Source organism: Microbacterium zouquanmingi (genome assembly GCF_052266675.1).
Classification (GTDB): domain Bacteria; phylum Actinomycetota; class Actinomycetes; order Actinomycetales; family Microbacteriaceae; genus Microbacterium.
Map to the genome: position 1 here is coordinate 555,806 of NZ_JBQPRA010000002.1, position 15,901 is coordinate 571,706.

Annotated in this window: 14 protein-coding genes; 10 read left to right on the forward strand and 4 right to left on the reverse strand. The window is 67.0% G+C overall.

What is annotated here, in order from left to right; all coding sequences use genetic code 11:
* The first annotated feature begins 7 nt into the window (after positions 1–7).
* Positions 8–910, forward strand: coding sequence for a succinate--CoA ligase subunit alpha (gene sucD, locus ACTU6V_RS06685; protein ID WP_443467350.1), 903 nt, complete (start codon positions 8–10; stop codon positions 908–910).
* Between the two features lie 11 nt (positions 911–921).
* Here sucD and ACTU6V_RS06690 read toward each other — a convergent pair whose 3' ends face one another.
* Both ACTU6V_RS06690 and ACTU6V_RS06695 read right to left on the reverse strand, forming a co-directional pair.
* Positions 922–1,896, reverse strand: a complete 975-nt coding sequence (locus ACTU6V_RS06690; protein ID WP_443475277.1) for a glycerophosphodiester phosphodiesterase — start codon at positions 1,894–1,896, stop codon at positions 922–924.
* A 143-nt stretch (positions 1,897–2,039) separates the two neighbouring features.
* The gene (locus tag ACTU6V_RS06695; protein WP_443475278.1) at positions 2,040–3,476 is read right to left on the reverse strand and encodes an NCS2 family permease; all 1,437 of its coding nucleotides are present in this window, start codon (positions 3,474–3,476) and stop codon (positions 2,040–2,042) included.
* 90 nt (positions 3,477–3,566) lie between these two features.
* On the opposite strand from ACTU6V_RS06695, the gene ACTU6V_RS06700 reads away from it, so the two are divergent.
* From ACTU6V_RS06700 to purH, 3 genes are read left to right on the forward strand one after another with little or no spacing between them, the layout of a single operon-like run.
* Complete coding sequence (locus ACTU6V_RS06700) at positions 3,567–4,853, forward strand: cell division protein PerM (RefSeq protein ID WP_443475279.1); 1,287 nt, start codon at positions 3,567–3,569, stop codon at positions 4,851–4,853.
* A 9-nt stretch (positions 4,854–4,862) separates the two neighbouring features.
* Complete coding sequence (gene purN, locus ACTU6V_RS06705; RefSeq protein ID WP_443467346.1) at positions 4,863–5,444, forward strand: phosphoribosylglycinamide formyltransferase; 582 nt, start codon at positions 4,863–4,865, stop codon at positions 5,442–5,444.
* A 38-nt stretch (positions 5,445–5,482) separates the two neighbouring features.
* Complete coding sequence (purH, locus tag ACTU6V_RS06710; protein ID WP_443467345.1) at positions 5,483–7,093, forward strand: bifunctional phosphoribosylaminoimidazolecarboxamide formyltransferase/IMP cyclohydrolase; 1,611 nt, start codon at positions 5,483–5,485, stop codon at positions 7,091–7,093.
* A gap of 21 nt (positions 7,094–7,114) precedes the next feature.
* On the opposite strand, the gene ACTU6V_RS06715 is transcribed toward purH, so the two are convergent.
* The gene (locus tag ACTU6V_RS06715; protein WP_443467344.1) at positions 7,115–7,546 is read right to left on the reverse strand and encodes an Lrp/AsnC family transcriptional regulator; all 432 of its coding nucleotides are present in this window, start codon (positions 7,544–7,546) and stop codon (positions 7,115–7,117) included.
* 124 nt (positions 7,547–7,670) lie between these two features.
* Between ACTU6V_RS06715 and ocd the strand changes: the two genes are divergently transcribed.
* The 3 genes from ocd (at position 7,671) to ACTU6V_RS06730 (ending at position 10,781) form a co-directional block, all read left to right on the forward strand.
* A complete protein-coding gene (ocd, locus tag ACTU6V_RS06720; RefSeq protein ID WP_443475280.1) occupies positions 7,671–8,708 on the forward strand; it encodes an ornithine cyclodeaminase in 1,038 nt (345 codons plus the stop codon).
* A gap of 76 nt (positions 8,709–8,784) precedes the next feature.
* Positions 8,785–10,281: an AlkA N-terminal domain-containing protein gene (locus tag ACTU6V_RS06725; RefSeq protein ID WP_443467897.1), complete on the forward strand. Its 1,497-nt coding sequence runs from the start codon at positions 8,785–8,787 to the stop codon at positions 10,279–10,281.
* Positions 10,278–10,781 carry a methylated-DNA--[protein]-cysteine S-methyltransferase gene (locus ACTU6V_RS06730; RefSeq protein ID WP_443467342.1) on the forward strand — a complete coding sequence of 168 codons (504 nt, stop codon included), beginning with the start codon at positions 10,278–10,280 and terminating at the stop codon, positions 10,779–10,781. Before ACTU6V_RS06725 ends, ACTU6V_RS06730 begins: the two co-directional genes overlap by 4 nt.
* On the opposite strand, the gene ACTU6V_RS06735 is transcribed toward ACTU6V_RS06730, so the two are convergent.
* Positions 10,768–11,220: a hypothetical protein gene (locus ACTU6V_RS06735; protein WP_443467341.1), complete on the reverse strand. Its 453-nt coding sequence runs from the start codon at positions 11,218–11,220 to the stop codon at positions 10,768–10,770. The genes ACTU6V_RS06730 and ACTU6V_RS06735 overlap by 14 nt on opposite strands.
* A gap of 129 nt (positions 11,221–11,349) precedes the next feature.
* On the opposite strand from ACTU6V_RS06735, the gene ACTU6V_RS06740 reads away from it, so the two are divergent.
* From ACTU6V_RS06740 to ACTU6V_RS06750, 3 genes are read left to right on the forward strand one after another with little or no spacing between them, the layout of a single operon-like run.
* Positions 11,350–13,218 (forward strand): ABC transporter ATP-binding protein, encoded by a 1,869-nt coding sequence (locus ACTU6V_RS06740; RefSeq protein ID WP_443475281.1) that lies wholly within the window; start codon positions 11,350–11,352, stop codon positions 13,216–13,218.
* On the forward strand, positions 13,215–15,029 hold the full coding sequence (locus ACTU6V_RS06745; RefSeq protein ID WP_443475282.1) for an ABC transporter ATP-binding protein: 1,815 nt from the start codon (positions 13,215–13,217) through the stop codon (positions 15,027–15,029). Before ACTU6V_RS06740 ends, ACTU6V_RS06745 begins: the two co-directional genes overlap by 4 nt.
* 40 nt (positions 15,030–15,069) lie before the next feature.
* Positions 15,070–15,894, forward strand: a complete 825-nt coding sequence (locus ACTU6V_RS06750; RefSeq protein ID WP_443475283.1) for a hypothetical protein — start codon at positions 15,070–15,072, stop codon at positions 15,892–15,894.
* The last annotated feature ends 7 nt before the right edge of the window (positions 15,895–15,901 follow it).

Here is a 15,901-nt window from a genome sequence, read left to right on the forward strand (position 1 = left end):
AAGAGAAATGTCGATTTTCCTGAACAAGGATTCCAAGGTCATCGTCCAGGGCATCACCGGCGGCGAGGGCACCAAGCACACCGCCCTCATGCTCAAGGCCGGCACCCAGGTCGTCGGCGGCGTCAACGCCCGCAAGGCCGGCACGACCGTCTCGCACACCGACAAGGACGGCGCGGCCGTTGAGCTCCCCGTCTTCGGCACGGTCGAAGAGGCGATGAAGGAGACCGGCGCAGACGTGTCGATCGCCTTCGTCCCCGGCGCCTTCACCAAGTCCGCCATGATCGAGGCCATCGACGCCGAGATCCCGCTGCTCGTCGTCATCACCGAGGGTGTTCCCGTCGGCGACTCGGCTGAGGCATGGGCATACGCGAAGAGCAAGGGCAACAAGACCCGAATCATCGGCCCGAACTGCCCCGGCATCATCACGCCCGATGAGGCGCTCGTCGGCATCACCCCGGCGAACATCACCGGCAAGGGCCCGATCGGTCTCGTCTCGAAGTCGGGCACGCTGACCTACCAGATGATGTTCGAGCTGCGCGACCTCGGCTTCTCGACCGCCATCGGCATCGGCGGCGACCCGGTCATCGGCACCACGCACATCGACGCTCTCGAGGCGTTCGAGGCAGACCCCGAGACCAAGGCGATCGTCATGATCGGCGAGATCGGCGGCGACGCCGAAGAGCGCGCGGCCGAGTACATCAAGGCGCATGTCACCAAGCCGGTCGTCGGCTACGTCGCGGGCTTCACCGCACCCGAGGGCAAGACCATGGGCCACGCAGGTGCCATCGTCTCCGGCTCCGCAGGAACCGCACAGGCGAAGAAGGAGGCACTCGAGGCCGCCGGCGTCAAGGTCGGGAAGACCCCGTCCGAGACTGCAGACCTGATGCGCGAGATCGTGAACGCTCTGTAAGCACGTGTAAGCTAGAACTGAAGGCCCCGGGCTCCACCCTGGGGCCTTCTTCTATCTGCACTGCGCTGATGAGACCACGCCTGGAGTGCGTCAGGGCGATTCGTGACGATCCCGTCGACGCCCATCGCGGTGAGCTCCTCCCAGTCGGCATCCGCGTCGTGCGTCCACACGAAGACGCCGAGCCCTGCATCGTGCGCGAGAGCCACGGCTCGTGCGCTCGCGACCGCAGGGTTGACGGCATCCGCACCGATCTGGCGAGCGGTTGAGATGGTCTGTGCGTCAAGGGCGTGGGTGAGCCAGCCGACGACGAGATCGGGAGCGGCTTTTCTGAGCTGCGCGACGGTCTTCTCACTGAAGCTCTGCGCGATGACCCGGTTCTCCAGACCGGCATGGTCGATCATCTCGATCGTCGCCCTCACGCCCGCCTTGGTCCAGCGGCCCTTGTACTCGATGACGACGTCGGTGCGGTGAGGGCCGGCGACGAGAGCGAGCACGTCGTCGAGCGCGGGGATACGGGCGCCGGCGTGGGACTCGTCGAACCAGGATCCGGCGTCCAGAGCCTCGAGCTCGGCGATCGTCAGATCGGCCACCGCTCCCGTGCCGTCGGTCGTCCGATCGACAGTGCTGTCGTGCATGACGACAGGGACGCCGTCTTTCGACATCCGGATGTCGACCTCGAAGTACTCCGCGCCGACGCTCGTCGTCAGTTCGAACGCGGCCATGGTGTTCTCGGGAGCTGCAGCGGAATCACCGCGGTGCCCGATGATCGCCGCGGTCTGACCCGGCTCGCGCAGCACGGCCAATGGGCGAAGAGTGACCAGGTCGAGCAGCGACGCCGAGCTGGTGGCTGCACTCGTGATGTGCCGGGCGGCGTCGGGTGGAGAAGCGAGAGCATGAGCGACGGGTGAGACGAAGCCCGTGAGCAGTGTGCACACGGTTGCACAAGCCGCCCCTGCACCCCACAGGCGTCGTCGTCGAACGCTCATGATCAGCATCTTGACAGAGCGGACCCTCGGCGTCGAGACCTTTTCGTTACATTTGTCTGACCGTAGAGACGAAGATTCCCTCTGCGCCGTTCAGCGCAGAGGGAATCTCAGCAGGTCGCGGCCCTGGTCGGGGCGCGGAGCGATCAGGCGACGCCGAAGGCGGCCTCGATCGGCCCGCGGGCGAAGAACAGCACGAACCCGAAACCGACGATCCACAGCAGCGGGTGGATGGTCTTGGCGCGGCCGGACAGTGCGTTCACGACGATCCAGCTGACGAAGCCCGCGCCGATGCCATTGGCGATCGAGTAGGTCATCGGCATGACGGTCGCAGTGAGGAAGACCGGCAGCAGCACGCGGAAGTCGCTGAAGTCGATGTTCTTGATCTGCGAGAGCATGAGGGCACCGACGAGCACGAGCGCCGCTGCGGCGATCTCGCCAGGCACCAATCCGGTGAGCGGCGCGAAGAACATCGCCAGCAGGAACAGCACACCGGTGATCGAGGTCGCGAATCCGGTGCGTGCACCTTCACCGATACCGGAGCCGGATTCGACGAACACGGTCGCAGACGAGGAGGATGTTGCACCACCGGCGATCGCGCCGACGCCCTCGATGACCAGCGCCGACTTGATGCGCGGGAAGTCGCCCTTCTTGTCGGCAAGGCCTGCTTCACCGGCGAGGCCGGTCATCGTGCCCATGGCGTCGAAGAAGTTCGAGAAGATCAGCGTGAAGACGATCATCACGAGCGCGACGCCAGAGACGCGGCCGAGGTCGAAGCCGAAGTCGACCTGTCCGATCAGGCTGAGGTCGGGAACGCCGACGATTCCGCCGGAGAAGTCGAACACGAATCCGGAGTCGGGCCAGATCGCGGCGATGATCGCCGAGATGATGGTGCCGGAGACCAGAGCGATCAGGATCGCGCCCTTGGTGCGCAGCGACATCAGCACGCCGCCGATGAGCAGCGTCACGACGAACATCAGCGTCGGGATCGTGGCGACCGAGCCGCCGACACCGAGGTCGATCGGCGGCGAGGGGTTGCCGGTCGCGGTGACGAATCCGGCGTTGACGAAACCGATGAAGGCGATGAACAGGCCGATGCCGACCGTGATAGCCAGCTTCAGCTGCACGGGGACGGCGTCGAAGATCATCTTCCGAAGGCCCGTTGCAGCCAGCAGCACGATCACCGCGCCGTTGATCATGACCAGCGCCATGGCCTCCGGCCAGGTCACCGATCCAACGACCGAGAAGGCCAGGAAGGCGTTGATGCCGAGTCCCGCGGCGAAAGCGAACGGAAGGCGGGTGACGATGCCGAACAGCAGAGTCATGACACCGGCGGTGAGGGCGGTGGCCGCTGCGACCGCGCCGCCGTCGAGGACGTTGCCGTCGATGTCAGGGGTGGAGAGGATGATCGGGTTGAGGATCACGATGTAGGCCATCGTGACGAACGTGACGATGCCGCCACGGATTTCAGTGCCGATCGTCGAGCCGCGCTTGGTGATCTCGAAGAAGCGGTCAAGCGCGTTCTTCGGCTCGGCTGGCGGCGCGGCGGGGGCGTTGGTGGCGGGTGAGGGGGCAGTTGTCATCGGGAAACCTCCTTCGGAACGATATCGTGTCCGCGCGCTCGCGCGCGCCCACGCGAGGCGATCAGGTTCTCGTCGTAGTCTCGTTGAGTCATGCAACGCCTTCTTGTCGCGATTCTCGCTGCCGTCGATGCCGCCATCGCGGCGGCCGTCGGACTGGCGGTGCTACTCGCGCCCCTGACCCTTCTCTGGACCCTCACGCTCGGCGCGACAGCCGATTGGGGAGGCCTCTGGCCCGTCACCGGCACGCTCTGGCAGTTCGGTCACGGGGTGCCGATGGACATCGTCATCCCGGATGCCGTCGTCTCCGCCGTCGGAATCGCCCCGGAGGCTGCGCGCTTCACGCTCTCGCTGACGCCCCTGGCGTTCCTCGTGTTCACCCTGCTGTTCGCTGCTCGCTCCGGCGTACGCGCCGCGCGCTCGGGAGCCGGGCTGCTCGGCGCTGTGGCTGGCACGATCGTTTTCACCGCGATCGCCGTTCTCGTCGCGCTCACGGCGCGCAGCGCGATCGCGGAGGTGCAGATGTGGCTGGCGATACTCCTGCCCTCAGTCGTCTATCTCGTCGGCGCGCTCTGCGGGGCCGTGTCCTACGCGTGGCGTGAGGGAGATGGCGGGGTCATCGACCGCATCCACGACCGGGTCGACGGCTGGGGAGACTGGAGAGTCGTCCCCGGTGAAGTCGTTCGCGGCACCGCCGCAGTGACCGTCGCTCTGATGGGAGCAGCCGCGCTCGCCGTCGCACTCGCGGTCGCTGTGCGCGGGGGAGAGGTGGTCGCCCTGTTCGAATCGGCGCGCGTGGACGCGACGGGAGCGACAGTGCTCACCCTCGGGCATCTCGCCTATCTCCCGACGCTGCTGGTGTGGGCGACCGCGTGGATCGCAGGACCCGGCTTCGCCGTGGGCGCAGGCACGGCGGTCTCGCCCGCAGGGACGCAGCTCGGCGTCGTTCCCGGTGTGCCGATTTTCGGACTGCTACCGGAGAACAGCTCGATCTGGATGCTCATCGTCGTGCTGCTTCCGGTCGGCGCTGGTGCGTTCGCCGGCTGGCTGATCCGATCACGTCTTGTGTGGAGCGATGCTGCACACGCCGTCGGGCCGCGGGTCGCGATCGCTTCGGCCGTCGCGGGGCTCACCGCCGGAGTTGTCGCCATCGCCTCGGCGTTGGCCTCGGGGTCGATCGGCCCCGGGCGCATGGCAGAGATCGGGCCCCACGCCGGGTGGACAGCGCTCGCCATCGGAGCCGAAGTGCTGGTCGGTGCGGCCATCATGCTTCTCGCACCGCGCAATCGCGATGAGATCGCCGAGGAGCGCACTGACCGCTGGGTCGCCGAGATGGGCACGTCGCCGCTCGAAGACGGCAGCACTCCCACGCCCCGCTAGACTGGCCGGGTGCTCACGGTCGCCGTTCTCATCTCTGGCGCCGGCTCGAACCTCCGCGCCCTCCTCGAAGCCGCACGCCACCCGGATTTCCCCGCGCGGATCGTCGTCGTCGGCGCTGATCGCGATGCCGATGGGCTCGCGCACGCTGAAGAATTCGGCATCCCGAGCTTCGCTGTTCCTTACCGCGCATTCGAGAGCCGCGAAGCATGGGGCGAGGAGCTCGGCCGGCAGCTCGACGTCTGGCAGCCCGACCTCATTGTCCTGAGTGGCCTCATGCGTCTGCTCCCGGCGGACCTCGTCGCTCACTACGCACCGCGCATCATCAACACACACCCGGCGTACCTTCCGGAGTTCCCCGGAGCGCACGGCGTCCGTGACGCGCTCGCTGCCGGTGCGACACAGACCGGTGCCAGCGTCATTGTCGTCGACGACGGCGTCGATTCGGGGCCGATCCTCGCGCAGGAGCGGATCCCCGTGCAGTCCGGCGACACCGAGCACACCCTGCACGAGCGCATCAAGCCCGTCGAGCGCAGGCTGCTCATCGACGTCGTGCGCCGCATCGCCACCGGCGACCTCGCTCTCATCCCCTGACCGAACCCCCGCACGCCCCCGCAAGAAGGAGAACATCTATGGCCGGTCCGAGCCACGATTCATCCCTGTACCGCGATCGCGACGTCGTCCCGATCAGACGCGCATTGGTGTCGGTCAGCGACAAGACCGACCTGCTGGTGCTGGCAGCGGCCCTGGTCGACGCCGGTGTCGAGATCGTCTCGACGGGATCCACCGCGGCGACGATCCGTGAAGCCGGGCACGCGGTCACCGATGTCGCCTCGGTGACCGGCACTGCCGAGATGCTCGATGGGCGCGTGAAGACTCTGCACCCCAGCATCCATGGCGGACTTCTCGCCGACCTACGTCTCGAAGACCACGAGCGACAGCTCGCTGAGCTCGAGATCGCACCGTTCGAGCTCGTCGTCGTGAACCTGTACCCCTTCGTCGAGACCGTCGCATCGGGAGCAGCAGACGATGTCGTCGTCGAGCAGATCGACATCGGCGGTCCTGCCATGGTGCGCGCCTCGGCGAAGAACCACGCCAACGTCGCGATCGTCGTCTCGCCCGAGTCCTACCCCGCGATCATCGAATCCATCCAGGCGGGCGGCACGAACTTCACCCAGCGCCGGGAGCTCGCCGCTCGCGCGTTCGCGCACACCGCGGCATACGACGCGGCTGTTGCCGCCTGGTTCTCCGAGGGCACGCTCAACGACGAAACCGGTGAACTGCCCGAACACCTCACGATCAAGGCCGAGCGCCTGTCCACCCTGCGCTACGGCGAGAACTCGCATCAGCGCGGTGCGATCTACACACGCGTCGGCGAGCACGGCATCGCCCAGGCAGTTCAGCTGCAGGGCAAGGAGATGTCGTACAACAACTACGTCGACGCGGATGCCGCGCTGCGCGCCGCCTTCGACATGGTGTTGCCCGCGGTGGCCATCGTGAAGCACGCGAACCCCTGCGGCATCGCGACCACGGCACCCAACGCACTTGACCCGATCGCCAGCGCGCACCTGCGCGCGCACGAGTGCGACCCGGTCTCCGCCTACGGCGGCGTCATCGCCACCAACGGCACCGTGACGCTGAAGATGGCGGAGAACCTCAAGGACATCTTCACCGAGGTCATCGTCGCCCCCTCCTTCGAACCCGCAGCGCTCGAGGTGTTCAAGGCGAAGAAGAACCTTCGCCTGCTGCAGTTGCCGGATGACTGGCAGCAGGAGCGCATGGATGTGCGCCTCGTGTCGGGTGGTCTGCTGCTGCAGGACGCTGACCGCTTCCCCGACGACATCCTCTCGGTCGCGAAGAACTGGGAGCTGGTCTCCGGCGAACGCCCGGATGACTCCGAGCTCGAGAACATGATCTTCGCCTGGAAGGCGTGCCGCGCGGTGAAGTCCAACGCGATCGTGCTCGCCAAGGGCAACGCCACGGTCGGCGTAGGCATGGGGCAGGTCAACCGCGTCGACTCTTGCCGCCTTGCGGTGGAGCGCGCGGGGGATCGCGCAACGGGGTCGGTCGCCGCATCCGATGCGTTCTTCCCGTTCGCCGATGGCCCCCAGGTGCTCATCGACGCCGGCATCTCGACGATCATTCAGCCGGGTGGATCCGTGCGCGATGACGAGGTGATCGCTGCGGCGAACGCCGCAGGCGTCACGATGTTCTTCACGGGAGAGCGGCACTTCTTCCACTGACGCCGCTCGCGGCATCGCCGGTCATGCGGTCGCGGAGCTGAGCAGAATGCTCGTTTCGCTGTCGCGGATCCCGTCGATGCCGCGCACCGCGCCCAGCGTCTCGTCGAATGACGCGAGGCTGTCGCAGATGATCTCGGCGACGAGATCCCAGCGTCCGTTCGTCGTGTGGAGGGCTGCGATTTCCGGGATGCCGCGGAGGCTGCGGATGACATCGTCGGTGTTGCGCCCCTCGACTGCGACCATCATGAGGGCTCGCACGGTCGAGGCCTCGGCGGGGTCGCGCACGCGCACGGAGAAGCCGACGATGGTGCCGTTGTCGAGGAGTCGTCGCAGACGGTTGTCTACCGTCGCGCGTGTGACGCCGAGCCTTCTGGCCAGGGTGATGACAGGCTCGCGTCCGTTCGCGCGCAGCAGCGAAACCAAGCGTCGGTCCAGGTCGTCCAGGGCAGCCATGACACAGAATGTATGCCAGAAGTGTGCATTATGTCTACGAAGTAGCAGGAATGACTCATGCTGCTGATTGAAAGTGCGCTCGCTCTGTCTCTACCGTGGGAAGACTGAGCGAAGGAGTGCGCGGATGGTCCGTTTCGTGGATGTGCCGGGAATGCAGCGCTGGGTCAGGATGACCGGGCTGGAGGCGGCGATCACGGGGATCGCGGCTGCGATCGAAGCGGACTTCCTGCGCTGGCCGGAGTTCGACAAGTCCGCACGGGTGGCGAACCATTCCGAGGTCGGTGTGATCGAACTCATGCCGATCAGCGACGACCGCACCTACGCGTTCAAGTTCGTCAACGGCCACCCGGGGAACCCGGCGCGCGGCCTGCAGACGGTCACCGCATTCGGCGTGCTGGCCGATGTCGCCAGCGGCTACCCGACGCTGTGGACGGAGATGACGGTCCTCACGGCGCTGCGCACGGCGGCGACTTCGGCGCTGGTCGCACGCGTGCTCGCGCCGCAAGGCGCCTCGACCATGGCGATGATCGGCACCGGGAGTCAGTCAGAGTTCCAGGCGCTCGCATTTCGTGCCATGCTCGGGATCGACCGCCTGCGCATCTGGGACACTGACCCCGCGGCCATGGACGCGTTCGAGCGCAACATCCGCCCGCTCGGTTTCGACGTCGTCAGGGCCCAGAGCGCCGAAGAGGCCGTGCAGGGTGCCGAGATCATCACCACCTGCACCGCAGACAAGGCCTACGCGACGATCCTCACCGACGACATGGTCGGCAAGGGCGTGCACGTGAACGCCATCGGCGGAGACTGCCCCGGCAAGACCGAGCTCGACCCGCGCATTCTGCGACGCTCAGACATCTTCGTCGAGTACCCGCCGCAGACCAGGGTGGAAGGCGAGATCCAGCAGCTGGCAGCCGATCACCCGGTGACCGAGTTCTGGCGCGTGTTGCGCGGTGACGCGCCTGGACGCACGTCGGCCGAACAGGTAACCGTGTTCGACTCCGTCGGCTTCGCGCTGGAGGACTTCTCGGCGCTGCGCTACCTCGCTGACGCAATCGAGGGCACGGACGTCTACCAGGACGTCGATCTCATCGCTGATCCCGTCGACCCCAAGGATCTGTTCGCGCTCGTGGCCGACGCGGCTGCTGTCAGCGCTCACATCTGAGCTGCACTGTCATGTCCGATTTCCGCGAGCCCGCGGCATCCGGACGTGTCAGAGTGGAGCTGTGACTTTCCAGACGATGACCTTCGACGAGCGGTATCGCGCGATCGACGCGCGCGATACCCGCTTCGACGGGCAGTTCGTCACGGCCGTGCACTCCACCGGCATCTATTGCCGCCCCTCATGCCCCGCGCGCACGCCGAAGCAGCAGAATGTCAGCTTCTATCCGACCAGCGCCGCAGCCCACGAGGCGGGATTTCGGGCGTGCAAGAGGTGTCTTCCGGAGGCTGCTCCCGGCTCGCCTGCCTGGGATCTGCGAGGGGATGCCGCGGCCCGGGCCATGCGTCTGATCGCTGACGGAGTGGTCGAGCGCGAGGGCGTTCCCGGGCTGGCTGCGCGACTCGGCTACTCCCGCAGGCATCTGACTCGTCTGCTGACCGCAGAACTCGGCGCAGGTCCTCTTGCGCTGGCTCGCGCGCATCGCGCGCACAACGCCAGGATGCTGCTGGTGGGCACTGACCTTCCGGTCGCAGATGTCGCGTTCTCGGCAGGGTTCTCGAGCATCCGCCAGTGCAACGAGACGATCCGCGAGGTGTTCGGCCTGACGCCGAGCGAGCTGCGGGCGCGCCGCCGTGCCGCACAGGAGCCGGAGACCGTCCTCGGCGAGATCGATCTGCTGCTGCCGCACCGCGAGCCCATGGATGCCGCCGGCATCTTCGCATGGATGACCGCCCGTGCGATCCCCGGGGCCGAGACGTCGACGGCGAATTCCTTCGCTCGTCACCTGCGGATGCCCGGTGGGCCCGCGTGGTTTGAGGTGCGCCAGGAGTCTGACGGCCGACTGCGTCTGCGAGTGCGCGTCGCACACCTGGGCGACCTCGCCCCGCTCGTCGCGACCGCCCGCCGCGTCTTCGATCTGGATGCCGACCCTGTTGCGGTGGACACGGCGCTCTCGCGGCATCCGCTGCTCGCGCCGCTCGTGGCCCACGTCCCCGGCATCCGGGTGCCGGGTTCGGCCGACCCGCACGAGATGCTCATCCGCGCGATGGTGGGCCAGCAGATCACTGTCGCGGCCGCACGCACGGCGCTGACCGCTCTGACCCAGGCGCTCGGGGAGCGGGTCGCGGCGCCCGATGGTGAAGAGGGGATTCTGTTCCCGACGATGACGGCGATCGCCGAGCGCGGCGCGGAGGTGCTGAGGGGGCCAGCGGCCAGGATTCGCGCGATCACGGGCGCTGCCGCGGCTCTTGCCGACGGCACGCTCACCCTCACCGTCGGCGACGACCGTGCCGCGCAGCGCCGTGACCTTCTCGCCATGCCGGGAATCGGCCCGTGGACTGCGGACTACGTGCGAATGCGCGTCATCGGCGATCCGGACGTCTTCCTCCCCGGTGACGTCGCGATTCGCGCGGGAGCCGGGGCCTCCGGCATTCCGGCGGATGCTGCGCCGCTCACAGTCTGGGCAGAACGGGCCGCACCATGGCGCAGCTACCTCTCCGCACACCTCTGGCGTGCCGCTCCCGTGCGGGCGCCGCGCCGACAGAAGACCGCACGCCACGACGAGGAGCTCTCATGACCGCTCTCATCCAGACCATCGACACCGCAGACGGCGCGTTCACCATTCTGGTGGACGAACACCAGCGAGTGCTCGCCTCGGGGTGGACCCCCGACCAGGCAGAGATCATCGCCCGGCTGGCGGCGAAGAATCGTCCCGCCGAGATCCGTGAGGGACAGACCCAGGCCGCGTCTGCCGCTCGCGCGTACTACGCGGGAGACCTCACCGCGATCGATTCCGTCACGGTGCGCCAGTTCGGCACAGAACTGCAGCAGGTCGGCTGGGACGGGCTGCGAAGGATCGCACCGGGTCAGCCGCTCAGCTATGCGGAGTTCGCCGCGGAGCTCGGCAGTCCGAGCGCGGTGCGTGCCGCGGCATCCATCTGCGCCCGCAACGCTCCCGCACTCTTCGTTCCGTGCCATCGCGTGCTGCGCTCGGACGGCTCGCTGGGAGGCTTCGCGTGGGGCCTTCCGGTCAAAGAATCACTGCTTGCGCGCGAGCGCGCACTCAGCTCGCGCTGACCGGCGCCGCTGTCTCGGAGTCGATATCGCTGATGAAGCCGACCGCCGAGTAGACGATCTTGGTGAAGTCGAGCACTTCATCGCGCAGCGCGGTGTTGTCGACGACGTAGGCGAGCATGACGGGGAAATCCTTCATGCCGGCGTGCGGATGCGAGCCCGCGATGCGCGCCGCGATCACAATGCCGAATACGAGCAGGTCGACGGTGCCGTCTTCGTGGATGCGGATGAGCTGCGGGTCCGCGGCATCCGGATTCACGCCCAGCTCGCGCAGCGCTGTCAGCGACGTGCGATACCTGATCGCTTCGTCGAGCACCGCGAAGAAGTAGTCAGGACGGTCAGGGCCCGGGATCTGACGCAGCAGCCGGGCCTCGGCGGGCAGCTGTTCGCTCAGGTCGTCGGGACCCGTGTCGATACCGGTGACGCGCAGTCGTGAGCTCATCCGCCCAGCCTACGGTGCCGGATCCGGTGGTGTGATCGAGGAATAATGGTTGCCAGGCGGAGGTTTGGAGCCTTAGGCTGTAAGGCTGTCGCGTCGACCGCCTTCCGCACCACAACTTGTTTGAGAGTCATGTCTTCCTCCCCGTCTTCGCACTCCGCTTCGCTGTCGACTCCTCAGGCGCTCTGGCGCCTCGCCCCCTTCGTCAAGCCGGTCGTCTGGCGCTTCGCCGGCGGTGCCGCCAGCGCACTCGCCGCGGCAATCATCGCCCTGATGATCCCGATCGTGCTCGAGCAGATCCTGCGGGGACCGATCGAGTCCGGTGAGATCAGTCTCATCGTCGTCGGCGCGGTTGCCGTTCTCGCACTCGGGCTCGGCGAGGCGGTGATGGTGTGGCTGCGCCGCTGGTTCATCCTCAAGCCCTCCACCGAGGTCGAGTACCAGATGCGCACGCAGCTGTATTCGCGGCTGCAGGCGCTGCCGGTCGCCTTCCACGACCGCTGGCAGTCCGGACAGCTGCTCAGCCGCATGATGCAGGACATCGGTCTGATCCGCCGGTGGCTCGCGTTCGGGCTCATCCTGCTCGTCGTGAACATCCTCACGATCCTCATCGGCTCAGTGCTGCTGTTCCGCTGGCACTGGCTGCTGGGGGTGATCTTCCTGGTCACCGGCATCCCGATGTGGATCCGCGGATACCTGTTCGAGAAGCGCTACGGCGTGCTCACGCGCCGCAGCCAGGACCAGACCGGTGATCTCGCCACCAGCGTCGAGGAGAGTGTGCACGGCATCCGCGTGCTCAAGGCCTTCGGTCGCGGACAGCACGCCCTCAAGCGCTTCTCCGGCCAGGCCGAGACTCTGCGCGAGACCGAGATGAGCAAGGCGCGCTCTGTCGGTGCGCTGTGGTTCTTCCTCGATCTGATGCCGCAGATCGCTTTCGGTGTGAGCCTGATGTCGGGCATCTGGCTCATCTCGCAGGGCTCCATCGATGCCGCGCAGCTGTTCGCATTCTTCGCGATGGCGACCGTGCTGCGGTGGCCGATCGAATCGATCGGGTTCCTCTTCTCGTTCATGCTGGATGCCCGCACCGCGACCGACCGCGTGTTCGACATCTTCTCCGAGACGAACAGCATCACAGACCCGGAAAGCCCCGTGCAGATCAGCCAGCCGCGCGGTGAGCTGGTCTTCGAGAACGCGCACTTCCGGTACCAGGATGCCGGAGCCGCCGAGCGCGACCTCCTGGACGGCATCGACCTCGTCCTGCGCCCCGGGGAGACGATGGCACTGGTGGGCCTCACCGGAAGCGGCAAGACCACGCTGACGACACTGCCCGCACGCCTGTACGACGTGACGGGTGGGCGAGTGCTGCTCGACGGTGTCGATGTGCGCGATCTCTCGCTCGTCGAGCTGCGTCGACACATCGCCATGGCGTTCGAGGACGCCACGCTCTTCTCCGCATCCGTGCGCGAGAACGTGCTGCTCGGACGCGCCGAGCTCGACATCCACAGTGCGGAAGGCGAGCGTGTGCTGCGCGAAGCGCTCGGTGTTGCGCAGGCCGGCTTCGTCGACGAGCTGCCCGAGGGCGTGGAGACCGTGATCGGCGAAGAGGGGCTGAGTCTCTCAGGCGGTCAGCGCCAGCGACTTGCTCTTGCCCGCGCGGTGGCCGCGGCTCCCAAGGTGCTCGTGCTGGATGACCCGCTGTCGGCGCTGGACGTCGACACTGAGGCGCTCGTCGAAGAGGCGCTACGCCACGTGCTCGCCGAGACGACAGCGCTGATCGTCGCGCACCGTCCGTCGACGGTGGCGCTCGCGGATCGTGTCGCACTTCTCGAGCGGGGACGGATCACGGCTGTCGGCACGCACTCGGGGCTTCTTCGATCGAGCTCGCACTACCGCCACGTGATCTCCAGTCTCGAGGCCGAGGAGGCCGCGCGCACCGGTGCGATTCCGATCATCGACATGCAGAACGATACGCAGACCGAAGAAGAGGAGGTGCAGGCATGAGTGCGTCGCTGAGCGGCACCCAGGATGAAGACCGCTCGAACTACACGCGCGAAGAGAGCCGCGCGATCCGTCAGCGCTCTCTGCGGCTGCTCGGCTCGCTCGTCTCGCCGCTGCGCACGAGGATCATCCTGGCCGCGGTCGTTCTCGTGATCTCCACGGCGCTGCAGGTCGCCGGACCCATCCTCATCAGCATCGGAATCGACTGGGCTCTGCCGCAGGTACTGGACAACGCCGACTGGATGCCGACGTTCCTGATCGGCACCGTCTACCTGGTCGCGGGAGCTGCGGCTGCGGCACTGATCGGCTGGTACGTCGTCCTCGCCGCGCGCATCACCCAGGCGGTGCTCATCGACCTCCGCAAGCGCATCTTCCTGCACACGCAGCGGCTGAGTCTCGAGTTCCATGAGACGTACACATCTGGTCGCATCATCTCCCGTCAGACGAGCGACCTCGACTCGATCCGCGAGCTTCTCGATGGCGGCCTCAACAACCTGGTCTCCGGCGTGCTCTTCGGTGCGTTCACGTTCATCGCGCTGATGGTGTGGGACTGGCAGTCCGGCGTCATCCTGCTGCTGGCAGGGGTGCCGCTGGTGCTGCTGATGCGCTGGTTCTACACGCGTTCCCAGGTCATCTTCCGCGAGTCGCGCGTGATCAGCGCCAAGGTGATCGTGCAGTTCGTCGAGACGATGACCGGCATCCGTGCGGTGAAGGCGTTCCGCAAGGAGCCGCGCAACGACGTCGCTTTCCAGAAGGTCGCCGGCGACTACCGCGACGTGAACCGTCGCTCGATGCTGCTGTTCGGCACGTTCGAGCCCGGCCTGATGGCCGTGGCGGCCCTCACCCTGGGGCTTGTCGTGCTGTGGGGCGGCATCCGTGTCGCCGACGGCGCGCTGACTGTCGGCGTGCTGCTTTCCGCCGTGCTGTATGTGCGCAACTTCTTCGCGCCCATGCAGGAGATCGCGATGTTCCTGAACTCCTACCAGTCCGCCACGGCGGCGCTGGAGAAGGTCTCTGGCGTGCTCGATGAGGTCCCGACAGTCCCTGACCCCGAAGAGCCCGTCGACCTGTGGGAGTCTCGCGGGCACGTGAACTTCGACGAGGTGACGTTCGGGTACTCGGGAGAGAAGACGATCCTGCCGCACTTCTCGCTCGACATTCCCGCAGGCCAGACGATCGCCCTGGTAGGGACCACGGGAGCGGGCAAATCGACGCTCGCCAAGCTCATCTCGCGCTTCTACGATCCCTCGAAGGGGAATGTGACGCTCGACGGCGTGGATCTTCGTTCGCTGCATCCGAAGGATCTGCGCCGTGCGATCGTGATGGTCACACAGGAGGCGTATCTGTTCAGCGGCACTGTCGCCGACAACATCGCGCTCGGAAAGCCGGATGCGACGCTCGACGAGATCAGGGCGGCTGCCCGGGCTGTGGGTGCGGACGAGTTCATCTCCGCCCTGCCGGACGGCTACAGCTCCGACGTGAACAAGCGCGGCGGGCGAGTGTCGGCGGGGCAGCGCCAGCTGATCTCGTTCGCTCGCGCGTTCCTCGCGGACCCCGCGGTGCTGATCCTCGATGAGGCCACGGCATCCCTAGATATTCCGTCAGAGCGACTCATCCAGGACGCGCTGCAGACTCTGCTCGCCGACCGCACCGCGATCATCATCGCGCACCGGCTGTCGACGGTCGCGATTGCCGACAGGGTGCTCGTGATGGAACACGGCAAGATCATCGAGGATGACACTCCGGATGCTCTGATCAGCGGAACCGGCAAGTTCGCCCAGCTGCATGCGGCCTGGCAGGAGACGCTCGTCTGACGACCGCCGGCGGCCAGCGCGCGACCGATACCATCGGAGAGTGGATCCGTTGTGGATGCTGGCTGCCGAGTGGTGGTGGGTCGCTCCGACCGCGGTCGGAGCGGGCGCCGTCACCGCCGTCGGCGTGCGCCGCGGCGTCAAGAACAGCGGCCGCCGGCTGGCGTTGGATGCTGCGCGCAAAGATCTGCGCGACGCTCAGCGCGACGCCGGTGAACGCCGCAGAGCGATCAAGATCGCCCGTGCAGAGCACGCACGCCTGGTCGCAGAACGCACGGCATCTCGAGCATCCGCGTTAGACGTGGCAAGTGCACGTCGTGCGCTGAAGCAGGCCGAGCAGGATGCCAGAGCTGCACGTGCGGATGTGCGCGCTCGCCGCGTGCGCGTGAGCGTGGCGCAGGCGGAGGTGCCATCGGCATCCCAGCGCGAGCGCTATCCGATCGCCCGACTGCACCGGGCCCACGACACGATCACCGCCCGCTGGATGGCATACGAGACCGACCCGGCACTGCTCATCGCGTACCCCGTCATGAGCGATGGCAAGGATCCGGCGATGGCCGCGTTCCTTGCCGCTGCACGCGCGGCGCGTGATCTTCGTCCTTCGTCGAGCGCCGGTCTCTCGATCGAAGAGTACTCCGCATACCGGGAAGCGGTGGCACGCCTCGAGCGCACCTTCGACATCGCTGAGCACACAGCGAAAGAGCGCGCTGCTGGCCGCAACCCGAACAGTGCGAACGGGTGGCAGGAGAGCGCGCAGGAGATGCTCAATCGTTCCGCGGAGGCGTTGGATAAGGCCGCGGGAGCCGCGGCATCCGCCTTCGCGGTCTGGTCGTCACGCAAACGTCCGCGCGACGACCAGGACCGCTGAGCCCAGC

Excerpts from the sequence above, each read along its gene's own strand:
- ACTU6V_RS06725 (WP_443467897.1), top strand. The coding sequence starts at position 8,785 with ATGACCTTCGACGAGCGGTATCGCGCGATCGACGCGCGCGATACCCGC.
- ACTU6V_RS06700 (WP_443475279.1), top strand. The coding sequence starts at position 3,567 with ATGCAACGCCTTCTTGTCGCGATTCTCGCTGCCGTCGATGCCGCCATC.
- ACTU6V_RS06740 (WP_443475281.1), top strand. The coding sequence starts at position 11,350 with ATGTCTTCCTCCCCGTCTTCGCACTCCGCTTCGCTGTCGACTCCTCAG.
- ACTU6V_RS06690 (WP_443475277.1), bottom strand. The coding sequence starts at position 1,896 with ATGAGCGTTCGACGACGACGCCTGTGGGGTGCAGGGGCGGCTTGTGCA.
- ACTU6V_RS06735 (WP_443467341.1), bottom strand. The coding sequence starts at position 11,220 with ATGAGCTCACGACTGCGCGTCACCGGTATCGACACGGGTCCCGACGAC.
- ACTU6V_RS06730 (WP_443467342.1), top strand. The coding sequence starts at position 10,278 with ATGACCGCTCTCATCCAGACCATCGACACCGCAGACGGCGCGTTCACC.
- purH (WP_443467345.1), top strand. The coding sequence starts at position 5,483 with ATGGCCGGTCCGAGCCACGATTCATCCCTGTACCGCGATCGCGACGTC.
- sucD (WP_443467350.1), top strand. The coding sequence starts at position 8 with ATGTCGATTTTCCTGAACAAGGATTCCAAGGTCATCGTCCAGGGCATC.
- ocd (WP_443475280.1), top strand. The coding sequence starts at position 7,671 with ATGGTCCGTTTCGTGGATGTGCCGGGAATGCAGCGCTGGGTCAGGATG.
- ACTU6V_RS06715 (WP_443467344.1), bottom strand. The coding sequence starts at position 7,546 with ATGGCTGCCCTGGACGACCTGGACCGACGCTTGGTTTCGCTGCTGCGC.
- ACTU6V_RS06745 (WP_443475282.1), top strand. The coding sequence starts at position 13,215 with ATGAGTGCGTCGCTGAGCGGCACCCAGGATGAAGACCGCTCGAACTAC.
- ACTU6V_RS06695 (WP_443475278.1), bottom strand. The coding sequence starts at position 3,476 with ATGACAACTGCCCCCTCACCCGCCACCAACGCCCCCGCCGCGCCGCCA.